The organism is Brevibacterium sp., from assembly GCF_022712115.1.
Classification (GTDB): Bacteria; Actinomycetota; Actinomycetes; order Actinomycetales; family Brevibacteriaceae; genus Brevibacterium; species Brevibacterium salitolerans.
Genome location: NZ_JALAHB010000169.1, coordinates 23,380 through 35,124, shown reverse-complemented (window position 1 = coordinate 35,124; position 11,745 = coordinate 23,380). Strand labels below are relative to the sequence as shown.

Here is an 11,745-nt window from a genome sequence, read left to right as displayed (position 1 = left end):
GCCGGAGCTGGAGTGGAGCAGCAGATGGCCGAGCTCGTGGGCGAGATCGAAACGGGCGCGCTCCGCCGTCTTCTGCCGCGACAGGAAGACGAAGGGCGCCCCGCCGTCCCACACGCTGAAGGCGTCCACGTCCGAGGTGGAGCCGGGCAGCCCCAGGACGCGCACGCCCTTCGACTCCGCCAGCTGGATGAGGTTGGGTGCCGGCATGACGCCCAGGTCCCAGTGGGCGCGGATGGTGACGGCCGCGCTCTCCGGCTCCATGCCGCTCAGATCGGGCAGATCCAGCCGGGGGAGGCGGAACCTCTCCGTGATGAGGGAGTACAGCTCCGTCCCGGTCCGGCCCGCGGCGACGGCGGAGTGGAGGACGCGCGCCGAGGTCCGCCGCCGGGCGCGGAAGAAGGCGCGGTCCTCGTCGAGGGGCTCCACCTCCTCGCGGGAGAAGTAGCCGGGGCGGAATCCGGTGGCCTCCGCGAGAGCGGGGGCGAGGCGTTCCGGCGCTCCGGCGGTCTCGTAGTTCGTGAGGGAGCGCGGCCCCACCCCCAGCTTCTGCGCGAGCGCCGCCTTGGTGAGTCCGGCGCGGGTGCGGGCGAGGGTGATGCGGGTGGGTTCGAGTCTCACGCGATCTCGTCGATGTCGAAGGCGACGTCGTCCTCGTCGTGACGGCGCGGGTTCATGGGCACCTCGAAGTCTGAGGTGTTCACCGGGGGTAGGAGGATGCGTCGCCGCCACCGGGAGAAGACCACGGCCTCGGGCTCGTCGTCGCTGCTGCCGGAGAGGAGGGGCAGGGAGAGCTCTGCACGGAACTCCGGGCTGTCCTCGAACCAGTGGTAGAGGAGGAACCAGGTGTGGGGTGTGGCGGCGTCCGCGGGTCCGGTCTCCGGGGTGAGCAGGGAGAGGCCGGTCTGGGCATTGCGGCGGACGGCGTCCACCGTGGCCGGGCCGCGGTGGCGGAAGGTGGAGGGCTCCACATCCGGTGAGACGCCGGTGGCATGGTTGCCGCGGACGGGCATGAGCGCGATGCGGCCGTCGGGGGAGACGACCTGCGGCGAGTTCCCCGGGTTCACGCGCTTCCACCCGCGTTCGCCGAGGGTGTGGCGCAGGTGCGCGACAGTCTCCGACCACAGCGTGAAGCCGGGAGCGGTGACCGGGTGGTCTGCGGTGATCCGTCCCGCCGCCCGCACTCCCGCGGCCACTGCCGAGGTGAGGTCCTCGGCCGTCAGGCCCACCGCCTCGAGCGCGGCGACGGTCTGCTGGTCCGTGGTGCATCGGGCATCTGCAAGCTGCTCGGGGATCATGGGAGCTCCTTCCGCTGCCCTCAGTCTAGTGCGCAAAACCGGAAAATGCACCGCCGTGGAGGGCGGTACATCTTCCTGCGCTGCGTGTGCGGGTAGGCCGGGCGGATGTGCGGCTGCGGCCTCAGACCTTGTCGCGCGCCTGCACGTGGCCGGCCTCCCTGGCGCAGTGCGAGCAGCAGAAGGTGGAGTCCTCGGACTCCACCCCGTGACCCAGGATGATGCACTCGCAGTGGGCGCAGCGCGGTGCCATCGCGTGGATCGCACACTCGAAGCTGTCGAAGGTCTTCGACTGCCCGGCCCGCGTGAGGGTGAAGGACTTCTCGTAGTCGTTTCCGCAGGTGTCGCAGACTGCCATGTCTCCTCCTGTGCTCTGCTGGACGAACGCATACGCGGGCGTGCATATGCGCCCTCTCAGAGTGGGACATGCCGACTGATTTTTCAAGACACCTTGCTTCTGTGAGAGCATCGTCCCGCGGCCAGCGCTTCGGTGGGGCTTCAGGCCGCGCCGGTCTCCTGCATGAACCGCCAGGCATCCGCGACGATCTCCTCGAGGCCCAGCTCCGGCTGCCAGCCCAGCAGTTCCTGCGCGCGGCGGTTGGAGGCGACGAGCGAGGTGGGGTCGCCCGGCCGCCGGTCCTCCTCGACCGCGGGGATGGGATGGCCGGTGACGGTGCGGCAGGCCTCGAGCACCTGGCGGACGGTGAAGCCGTTGCCGGTGCCCAGGTTGACGATCCGGTGCGTGCCCGCTTCCGAGGTGTCCAAGGCGAGGAGGTGCGCCCGGCCCAGGTCCACGACGTGAAGGTAATCGCGCAGCGCGGTGCCGTCAGTGGTGTCATAGTCCGTGCCGAAGATCCGGCAGGAGTCGGAGCTGCCGGCGGCGACCCTGAGCAGGTTGGGGATGAGATGGGTCTCCGGGGAGTGCTTCTCACCGAAGGGTCCGCGGGCTCCTCCCACATTGAAGTAGCGCAGAGAGGTCGCCGCCAGGCCGTGCGCGCGGCTGTAGGAGCTGAGCATGTGGTCGACCGCGAGTTTGGACGCGCCGTAGGCGTTCACCGGGTTCGCCGGAGTCTGCTCCGTGATGGGGGAGGCCTCGGGCTCGCCGTAGGTAGCGGCGGTGGAGGAGAAGATGATCCGGGGTACGCCCGCCTCGCGGAGGGCCTCCAGCAGGGAGAAGGTGCCGGCGACGTTGTTCTCCCAGTACAGCTCCGGGGATGACACGGACTCGCCCACCAGCGATTTCGCGGCGAAGTGCAGCACGCCCTCGTACCCGCGCCCGAGGACGTGGTCCCGGCTGTCGTGGATGCGCGCCTGGACGAACTCCGCACCCTCCGGGACGGCCTCCCGGTGCCCGGTGGAGAGGTCGTCGAGGACGGTGACCTCATGGCCGGCGTCCAGGAGCTGGGAGGTGACGACGGAGCCGATGTAGCCGGCGCCTCCGGTGACGAGAAGCTTCATGGTGGGATCCTCTTACGCGTGGACGGTGGTCGGAGAGCCTGTGCGGCGAACCCGCTCAGCGTAGCGAGCACGGAGGTTCCCGCGCATGTTTCCGCGCCCGCGAGGGCTGGGACTGTCCTGTGCGTCGGTAACATGAGCGCCACATCGGTGCAGGGAATGCAGGGAGGGCGCGGCGTGGAGGATCTGTCTCTGAGCACGCTGATCTGGCTGCGGATGGCCCGCTTCGTCCAGAACAGCAACCAGATCTCCAACAGCCACCTCCGCCGGTTCGGCCTCACCGTCGCCCAGTTCGAGGCGCTCGCCCACATCCGGAACTTCCAGCCCATCACCCAGTCGGAGCTCGCCCGGGGCCTCACCGTCAGCGACGGCGGAGTCTCGAGGATGCTCTCCCGGCTGGAGCGTGAGGGCCTGATCGTCCGCGAGCCGGACTGGAAGACGAAGCACATCTCCCTCACCGAGGCCGGCCGTGACCTCCTCGAGCGAGCCTTCCCCTCCCAGCTCCGGCAGCAGGCGGCGCTCTTCGACGATGTCCTCGACGAAGAGGAACAGCGCCAGCTGCACCGGCTGATGAAGAAGCTCTACGAGCACAGCCGCGTCCGCCGGCCCGCGGTGGAGAGCGGCGAGGCATCCCCGGAGGACGCAGCGGGTTCCTGAGCCTCTCGGATCACTGAGGAATAGTTCTCGCGATCTGTCAGTTGACATGGCAAATGAGAGTTGTGGGGTCGCCCCCGGGCGGTCTCCCGTCACTGAGAGGGACCATGAGCGAGAGCCTGATGAAGAGCGCTGGAATCGACCCCGGCAAGGGGCTGCAGTTCGGTATGTACAGCCTCGGTGATCATCTGCCCGATCCGAGCGACGGCTCCCGCGTGGGCCCGGGCGAGCGCATCCGCGAGTTCGTCGGCTACGCGAAGGCGGCGGAAGAGGCCGGCTTCGACTTCTTCGGTCTGGGGGAGAGCCACCAGGAGTACTTCGCCTCGCAGGCCCATGCCGTCATCCTCGGTGCCATCGCGCAGGCCACGTCCTCCATCCGCATCGGCAGCACCTCGACCATCCTCAGCACCTCGGATCCGGTGCGGGTGTTCGAGAACTTCGCCACGATCGACCACCTCTCCGGAGGCCGCGCCGAGCTCGTGGCTGGCCGCGCCTCCCGCATCGGTCTCTTCGAACTCCTCGGCTACGACCTGCGCGACTACGAAGAGCTCTTCGAGGAGAAGTTCGAGCTGCTGCTGAAGATCAGTGAGGAGCAGCGGGTCACCTGGCGGGGGCAGTTCCGGGCGCCCCTCAATGACGCCGAGGTGCTCCCTCGCCCTGCGCAGGACCCCCTGCCGATCTGGCGCGCGGTGGGCGGCGCCCCGGCGAGCGCGGTCAAGGCCGGCCTCGCCGGGGTGCCGATGATGATGGCGCACCTGGGAGGGACCACCTCGTCATTCAGGCCCACCGTCGAGGCCTACCGCGAGGCGGCGCGGCACCGAGGGTTCGATCCCGCTTCCCTTCCGCTCTCGACGGTCGGATTCCTCTACACGGCTCCCACCTCGCAGGAGGCGCTGCGTGAGCTCTACCCGCACATCAACGAGGGGATGAAGCGGACCAACGGGCAGGGCATGCCCAAGCAGCTCTTCGCCCAAAGCGTGGATCCGGCGAGCATCGTGAACATCGGCAGTCCGCAGCAGATCGTGGAGAAGATCCTCCACCAGCACGAGGTCTTCGGTCACCAGCGCTACCTCGGGCAGATCGACTTCGGCGGCATGCCCTACGCGAGGGTGATGAAGCAGATCGAGACGATCGGCTCGGAGATCATCCCGGCCGTGAAGAAGTACACCGCGAAGGAGGCGGCCTGAGTGAGACTCGTCGTCCTCTCCGGTTCGAACGTCGGGACGAAGACGCGCACCGTCATGGACTGCGCGACCCGGGCGGTCATGGCCCAGGACCCGTCCGTGGACGTCACGCTCATCGACCTCGCCGAGGCGGACATGGTCTTCAGCGACGGCGGGATCCGCCAAGCACTACCTCATCCCGCAGCAGCACCTCCTGCCGATCCTCACGTACATGAAGGCCCAGGTGGTCTCGCCCTACGTCTTCGTGGAGGAGAAGGATCTGCACCGGAACCAGATCGTCAGTGAGGACGTCATCCAGCGCATCGACCGCCTCGTCGAGGACACCCTCGTGCTCACCCGCACCTACTCCCAGATCCGGGAGGAGAAGGAGGCCGCGTACGGGTTCTGAGGGGTGCGAGTTCCGCTGAGGCAGCCGCCGCACGGGGCCGGTCGCTAGACTGACCGCTCCACTGCCCTGCGCTGTGAGCGCAGCGCATGCTCGGTGCGATCGTGGGAGCCATCGCGCCCATCCCGTGGCTCCCTGACATCGCTCTCCTGGGGCTGGGTGTGGCAGGGCTGCTCTTCGGCGTGGTTGCCGTGCTCCAGGAATGGGTGGGTCTGCGAGGCAGATTCCGTGACTCGGAGCTGGTTGAGCGCAATCCGGTGTTCACCGGGCCGCGTCCCGTGGATCGGGATCTTCCGGACAGCAGTCCGCATGCAAGGGGAACGAGGCTCCACAGCCGGGACCTCAATCGGCAGATGCTGTCAGGGAAGACGTGGAGCGCACGCATGCGGGCATAGGGCTACAGGCTGCCGCAGCGGTTGCGGGAAACCGCTCCCTACATCCTCCGGAAGACGACGGACGGATCCATGCCTTTCAACGGCCCCTGCGTACGCATGCTCGGCGACCTGCGGGAGGACGGCAGTCACATCACCCCCTTTCAGCCTGCCGGCTTCTTCGGCCACCTGTGCTCCAACGAGCTCATGCGATGGGAGATCGCACCGGACGGGCAGTCATGGGGCGTCCGCCGGGAGTACCTGTACGACGGGGACTGAGGCCTCTATCCGCTGGCCAGCAGGGAGCTCGCGAACGTCGTGGGCGTCTCCGCGCTGGCAGTGTTCAGCAGCGGGCAGGTCCTCATCGTCCGGCAGAGTCCCGACAATCACTCAAGCAGGGGGCTCCTCGCTCCTTCCGGTTCCGACAGCCTCGAACTCCGCGACTTCATGGGCTCAGAGGGTGCGGACTGCGATCTGCAGTCCTTTGTGCTCAATGGGGCGAATCGCGAGTTCCTTGAGGAGACCGGCGTTCCCCGGGAACAGATCAGCCGCTCGCTGCTGCTGGGGTTCGGCCGTTGGCTGGAGCGAGGCGCAAAGCCGGAGTTCTTCGGCCTCACCCTGCTGCGCTCCACTGCTGACGAGACGGACCGGCTGCGGTCCAGGGTTGCCGGGGATGAGGCGATCTATACGCGAAGCTCATTCTGGTGCCCTCTGGGCTCGCTGTTCGATGAGACGTGTGAGCACATCCCACTTATGAGTGTGCCGCTGGCCTTCAGCTGCTGCAGGAGGCCATGGAGCCGAATCCTGCAGTTCTCAGTTCGCCCTGAGGTGCATCGCCGAGCACGGACAGGCGAGTCCGGGTTCGTGGAGGTCGAGGCCGGTACGCATCCGGGCAGGTGGAGAGACGCAGGCGTATGTGTGGTCCAGACAAGAGGATGTGGCACCCTACTAGGCATGTCTGCTCAGCGTCCCCCGTCTGCTCAGCGCCCTTCCTCAGTGCGGCGCAGTGGCATCGTCCGCACGGTCTCTTCTGCCGTGGAGCGTGCGGGCACGGTGTCCCGCAAGGTCGCCGAGATCGCATCGGACCGGCTGGCCGCTCCCAAGGTCTCCAAGTCTCTCGCTCCTCGCCCGGACGACCGCTTCACCGTGGTCGTGCACTTCGCCGGCGACGCGGCGTCCGCATATCAGCTGGAGCAGTGGCTGTGGCCGCTCGAGCAGCTGGCGCAGCACACCTCGGTGGGGATCCTGTGCCGTGGAGCGAGGACTGCGGAGCGGATCGCCCGGCTCACAGATCTGCCCGTGCGGTTTGGGCGATGGATGGCGCAGGTGGACGCGCTGCTGGGCAATGACACTGTGCGCTGCGTCCTCTACGTCAATCAGGCCACGCAGAACTTCCAGGCCCTCGACTATGCGCGGCCTGCGCACGTGCATCTCTCCCACGGGGAGAGCGAGAAGTCCTCGATGGTCTCCAACAAGCTGAAGGGCTACGACTATGTGCTGACCGCCGGACAGGCGGCACGGGACAGGCTGATGACGCAGCTCATCGGGTTCGGGCCGGAGAAGACGATCGACGTGGGCCGGCCGCAGCTCGACGCTCCCGCGCCCGTCCCCCAGGAGTGGCAGGACCACCTTGCGGGCAGTCCGGTGAAGCGCGGACCGGTCGTCTTCTGGGCGCCCACGTGGGAGGGCGATTCTCCGGCGATGGCCTACGGCACGCTGCCGGAATCCGGTCCGCGCATCGTCCGAGCCCTCACGGAGGCGGATGCCCGGATCATCTACCGTCCACACCCTCGCACCGGCTACCTGCAGAAGTCGTTCAAGGAAGCGGACGAGGAGATCCGCACGGCAGTGCGTGAGGCAGGGGGCTTCGTCGATTCGACGCCGCGCGTGGGCTGGCAGTTCCAGGCCGCAGACGGGTGCATCGCGGAGATGTCGTCCGTGGCCTTCGACTGGCTGACGACCCGTAAGCCCCTCGTCCTCATCCGGCCCTCGGATCCCCGGGCGACGGTTCAGGCAGGCGGCCTCTTCGACCGGGTGCCCTCGTTCGATGCCGCCGAGGCGGGGGCTGCCGCGATGCGGACGGCGCTCGTCGATCTCGCCGCGGGAACGGCCGAGGTCGCGGGCCGCTATCTGGGGGACACCGCACCCGGACGGCAGATTGAGAGATTCATCGGTGCGGTCCTTGCGGTGGCTGAGGAGCGCGAGAGACGGCTCACTTCGGATTGAAGCGATGTGAACGCGGGGATAACATGAGTGAGCCCATCTGTGAACTGAATGGAACCACCTATGCGTCGCGTCATCACCTACGGTACTTTCGATCTGCTCCACTACGGTCACATCCGCCTGCTGCAGCGGTGCAAGGCGCAGGGCGACTATCTCGTGGTGGCGCTCTCCACGGATGAATTCAACGAGGGCAAGGGCAAGAAGTGCTACTTCCCCTACGCGGACCGCAAGAACATGCTCGAGGCGATCAGGTACGTGGACCTCGTGATCCCGGAGGAGAACTGGGAGCAGAAGACCACTGACATGGAGAAGTACCACATCGACACCTTCGTGATGGGCGACGACTGGACCGGTGAGTTCGACTTCCTCAAGGACCAGGTGGAGGTCGTCTACCTTCCGCGGACCCCTGAGATCTCCACGACGCAGATCAAGAACGACCTCGGCTCCCGGACCGCCTGAACCGGCCGCAGGGCACGGTGGGCGCAGAGAAGGGGCTGAGAGCGGTGGCAGTGGGCAGAACGGCACCTACTCTGGAGGAGCTGAGGGCGGTTGCGCAGCCTCCCGAGGTGAGGTCGCGCAAGAACGCCGAGCACTGGACCGCTGAACTCTATCTGCGGCACATCTCCATCTACTTCACCGCGCTCCTGGTGAGGACGCCCATCACCGCCAACGGCGTGACCGGCCTCATGATTCTCTCCGGCTGGGCCATCGCCGCAGCACTCTTCATCCCGGGGATCTGGGGGGCCCTGCTGGCACTCTTCTTCTCCCAGCTGCAGCTGTACTTCGACTGCTGTGACGGTGAGGTGGCACGCTGGCGCGGCACCAGGTCGGCCAAGGGCGTCTTCCTCGACAAGGTGGGTCACTACACCACGGAGGGCGCTGTGGCGGTGGCGCTCGGCTTCCGCGCCGTGGGCGATCTGACGCAGCTGCGCACGGATCCCGGGAGTGCGTATCCCTACGTGGTCGCGGGGCTGGCACTGGGCTGGTTCGTCCTGCTGAACAAGGCGCTCAACGACATGGTCCATGTGGCCCGTGCCTTCAACGGGCTGGACAAGCTGCCGGACACGGCACAGGCCACGGCGATCTCCGTAGGAGCGCTGGCCAAGGCGAAGGCCATCGCCCGCTTCGTTCCCTTCCACCGGATCTATCACTCCGTGGAGATGTCGATCCTCGCGGTGCTGGCCGCGGTGGTGGGATTGGTGCCTGACATCGGCATCTCCGCGGACCGGTTCCTCATCCTCGCGCTGGTGCCTCTGTGCGCGCTCTCCACAGCCGGGCACTTCCTTGCGATCATGGCGTCGAGGAGGCTCGGATGAGTCCGCGTCGTCGCCGCTCCGCGGACCCCAGCGGCTCCCGCACGCGCCTGCTGGCCGATGGCCCTTCACCCGGAGGCGAACCGGAGGGCACACTGCCGGATTCCATGCTGATCGAGCACGGGGCCGGCGGTCACGCAGACGAGGATCGCCTGCGCCGGGACGCCCATGTCCTCCGTGATGCGGAGACTGCGGAGTCCGCGCAGGCGTTCGAGGTTGTGCCGTCCGTGGACGGCGAGGCCCTGCCGGTGCGCGGCGTCGGGAAGCGTGCATCCACATCGCCGGCCGTCACTGAGGCCTCCGCGGGAACTCCCTACACCTTCGGCGTCGTGGTTCTCACCCAGGGCAAGCGCCCGGAGGATCTGGACCGAGGGTTCCGTTCGCTGCTCGCGCAGCGAGGCGTGGAGCTCGACGTCATCTGCGTGGGCAACGGCTGGGAACCCGTCGGCATGCCCGACGGAGTGCGCACCCTGGCGCTTCCGGAGAACCTGGGCATTCCTGCCGGCAGGAACGAAGGTGTGCCGCACGTGCGCGGTGAGTTCCTCTTCTTCCTCGACGACGACGCGTGGCTGCCCGACGACACGACCCTTCTCCGTATGGCGCAGATGATGCGGGCGAAGCCGGAGATCGGACTGATCCAGCCGCAGGTGACGGATCCGAGCAGGGACGATGCGCCGCTTCGGTGGATACCGCGCCTGCGGAAGGGGTCCCCGGAGCATTCCTCGACGGTCTTCTCCGTCTGGGAGGGGGCGATCTGCCTGCAGCGGAGGGCGTTCGACGAGTCCGGCGGCTGGCCGGCGCCGTTCTGGTACGCGCACGAGGGCATCGAACTCGCCTGGCGGGTGTGGGACGCCGGTTACCAGGTCTGGTACCGGGGGGACATCCAGGTCGCCCACCCGGTGATCGACCCCAAGCGCCACGACGAGTACTTCTACATGAACGCGCGCAACCGCGTGTGGCTCGCGCGGAGGAATCTGCCGTTCCCCATCAGCTGGGCCTACGTGGGCTCGTGGACCCTTGTGCAGTGCCTGCGGTGGGCGAAGAAGCCGCAGCAGCTCCGCGCATGGTTCACCGGCTGGAGGGACGGCTGGCGTCTGGATCCGTGGAGTGCTGACGAGGAACAGAAGAAGCTCTCCGGGCGGGGGCTGCTGATGATGTCGATCCAGGGCCGACCGCCGATCATCTGAAGATCGTGTCGCGATCTTCGTGAAAGAAGTCGGAACATGGAAAGCTGCCTATCGGATGGTCTTTCCTCCCTCCGATAGGCAGCTCGGAACGTTCCAGGCGGCTAGCTCATACGCAGAGCCTTGGTGATCTTCCTCTTCGCGCGACCGGCCAGGCCTCGGGGGGTTCTCGCTGCAGCCAGGCGGAGGGCCTCGCGGCGTTCGGCCTTGAGGGTCTTCTTCTCGTCCTTGAGGGACTTGTTCTCGGCCTTGAGATGCTGGATCTCCGCCATCATGCGCTTCAAGCGAGCTTTCTGCGCAATGACCTTCTCGCGCGAAATGTCGTGGCCCAGTGCCAGGCGCGAGCGTATCTCTTCCAGATCATTCAGTGCCGTCACCGGGCCAATGGGAGCCTGCACCTCAACCTGCTTCAGAGCGGCATCGAAGGGCAGCTCTGCGCTGGTGCCCGCCTGGCGATAGGAATGCGTCATCTCGTTCTCATCGAGGAACGAGACGAAGCGGGCGAAGTTCTCTGCGTGGAACTTCTCCGGCTCGTGGAAGTCGACGTCGCTGACGAGCTCTTCCAGCGAGATGTCCGGGTCGATGCTGTCAGCCATCTTGCGCGGAAGATGGTGGTAGTCTGCGAGCTCTTTCAAGCGTGATCCGTACATGAGAGTCAGGGACGGAGTTCCGGCGTGGGTGGGCAGGATGTTCCCGTGAATGCGCGTACCGATGGAGAGGTCGTACCCCTTCATCTCCTCGATCCAGGAAGGGGCATTCGTGAAGAAGCTCATTCTTCCCGTGCGGAAAGGGGAGTCTGTCAGGGAATTGGGGTAGTTGTCGACGGTGTCACGATGGGGATTCGCGTTCACATCCATCATGCCCGCATAGAGCTTGGAGAAATCACCGAGGTCCTGAGGGACATACAGTGTGTTCTCGAAGTTGTCCGGGATCGAGTTGAGGAAACGGAGCGCGGCCTGCGGGGCCTTGGGCGTCATGTTGTAGGCAATGCGCATGTCAGGGTGGTAGCTGAAGGGCTTGATCTTCAGGGTGGACCCGAGGTTGTAGAGCGTCGGATCGCCGATGACCTGGAAATCCCTGTCTTCCTTGTATCCCAGGGAGGTCAGGTAGCGTCCGGTGATCTCCCCGCGAAGGCCGATCTTCGAGGAACGCTCGAGGACGGCATTGATGAAGCGCCGAGCGGTGTCGTCGAAGGGCTTCGGACTGTCGAAGCTGTCATCGATGCCGAATGCGCCCCCGATGCCGACGACCACCACCGGGATCTTCAGCTTCTCGATGAACTTCGCCATGCGCAGCATCTCGCCGGCAAAGTGTCCGCCGAAGTCGTTGGCCATCGGCAGGACGTACATGTCGAAGCGTTCGTTGACTTCTTCCGGTTCGGGCAGTCGTGCTCCGTACCAGTCGGAGACGACATTTCTGTCGCCGGTGGTGAGATGCCGGAAGAGCCCGAAGGGGAATGCGACGTTTCCGCTGTTGTTGTGATATGCGTTGAGCTTCCAGATGTCGCTGGGGCCGACCGCTTCGAGCGGAGAGGGCGTGGCTCGGATGAGGATGTCTGCCATGCGGTGGGTTCCTTCGCCGGTTCGAGGAGGGCATTCTGGGCCGGCTCCTGAGACTGTCGGCCTCAATGCTACCGGTGTGCGAGCTGAACGAGGACGGGGAGGCGGGCGACGTGCCCGCGGTC

The 11,745-nt window shown here is 66.6% G+C and carries 13 protein-coding genes; 8 read left to right on the top strand and 5 right to left on the bottom strand.

What is annotated here, in order from left to right; translation table 11 throughout:
• From Q0A33_RS09645 to galE, 4 genes are all read right to left on the bottom strand, one after another.
• Positions 1 to 618: XRE family transcriptional regulator (locus Q0A33_RS09645; protein ID WP_291795559.1), on the bottom strand; the 618-nt coding region annotated here is incomplete at its 3' end.
• Positions 615 to 1,295 carry a hypothetical protein gene (locus Q0A33_RS09640; RefSeq protein ID WP_291795556.1) on the bottom strand — a complete coding sequence of 227 codons (681 nt, stop codon included), beginning with the start codon at positions 1,293 to 1,295 and terminating at the stop codon, positions 615 to 617. The genes Q0A33_RS09640 and Q0A33_RS09645, both read right to left, overlap by 4 nt.
• 121 nt (positions 1,296 to 1,416) lie before the next feature.
• Entirely contained in the window at positions 1,417 to 1,650 is a 234-nt protein-coding gene (locus Q0A33_RS09635; protein ID WP_291795553.1) for a hypothetical protein, read from the bottom strand.
• 140 nt (positions 1,651 to 1,790) lie between these two features.
• A complete protein-coding gene (galE, locus tag Q0A33_RS09630; RefSeq protein ID WP_291795550.1) occupies positions 1,791 to 2,750 on the bottom strand; it encodes a UDP-glucose 4-epimerase GalE in 960 nt (319 codons plus the stop codon).
• A 174-nt stretch (positions 2,751 to 2,924) separates the two neighbouring features.
• On the opposite strand from galE, the gene Q0A33_RS09625 reads away from it, so the two are divergent.
• From Q0A33_RS09625 to Q0A33_RS09590, 8 genes are all read left to right on the top strand, one after another.
• On the top strand, positions 2,925 to 3,404 hold the full coding sequence (locus tag Q0A33_RS09625) for a MarR family transcriptional regulator (protein WP_291795547.1): 480 nt from the start codon (positions 2,925 to 2,927) through the stop codon (positions 3,402 to 3,404).
• Between the two features lie 104 nt (positions 3,405 to 3,508).
• The gene (locus Q0A33_RS09620; protein ID WP_291795544.1) at positions 3,509 to 4,588 is read left to right on the top strand and encodes an LLM class flavin-dependent oxidoreductase; all 1,080 of its coding nucleotides are present in this window, start codon (positions 3,509 to 3,511) and stop codon (positions 4,586 to 4,588) included.
• A gap of 208 nt (positions 4,589 to 4,796) precedes the next feature.
• Positions 4,797 to 4,973: a hypothetical protein gene (locus tag Q0A33_RS09615; protein ID WP_291795541.1), complete on the top strand. Its 177-nt coding sequence runs from the start codon at positions 4,797 to 4,799 to the stop codon at positions 4,971 to 4,973.
• Positions 4,974 to 5,434: 461 nt separating this feature from the next.
• Positions 5,435 to 5,620: a hypothetical protein gene (locus Q0A33_RS09610; RefSeq protein ID WP_291795537.1), complete on the top strand. Its 186-nt coding sequence runs from the start codon at positions 5,435 to 5,437 to the stop codon at positions 5,618 to 5,620.
• Positions 5,621 to 6,337: 717 nt separating this feature from the next.
• Positions 6,338 to 7,567, top strand: coding sequence for a CDP-glycerol glycerophosphotransferase family protein (locus Q0A33_RS09605; RefSeq protein ID WP_291795534.1), 1,230 nt, complete (start codon positions 6,338 to 6,340; stop codon positions 7,565 to 7,567).
• A 60-nt stretch (positions 7,568 to 7,627) separates the two neighbouring features.
• On the top strand, positions 7,628 to 8,023 hold the full coding sequence (gene tagD / locus Q0A33_RS09600; RefSeq protein WP_291795531.1) for a glycerol-3-phosphate cytidylyltransferase: 396 nt from the start codon (positions 7,628 to 7,630) through the stop codon (positions 8,021 to 8,023).
• Positions 8,024 to 8,130: 107 nt separating this feature from the next.
• Positions 8,131 to 8,880 carry a CDP-alcohol phosphatidyltransferase family protein gene (locus tag Q0A33_RS09595; RefSeq protein ID WP_291795528.1) on the top strand — a complete coding sequence of 250 codons (750 nt, stop codon included), beginning with the start codon at positions 8,131 to 8,133 and terminating at the stop codon, positions 8,878 to 8,880.
• A 104-nt stretch (positions 8,881 to 8,984) separates the two neighbouring features.
• Positions 8,985 to 10,064 (top strand): glycosyltransferase, encoded by a 1,080-nt coding sequence (locus Q0A33_RS09590; RefSeq protein ID WP_291795525.1) that lies wholly within the window; start codon positions 8,985 to 8,987, stop codon positions 10,062 to 10,064.
• A gap of 101 nt (positions 10,065 to 10,165) precedes the next feature.
• On the opposite strand, the gene Q0A33_RS09585 is transcribed toward Q0A33_RS09590, so the two are convergent.
• Positions 10,166 to 11,623: a polysaccharide pyruvyl transferase family protein gene (locus Q0A33_RS09585; protein WP_291795522.1), complete on the bottom strand. Its 1,458-nt coding sequence runs from the start codon at positions 11,621 to 11,623 to the stop codon at positions 10,166 to 10,168.
• Positions 11,624 to 11,745: the final 122 nt, after the last annotated feature.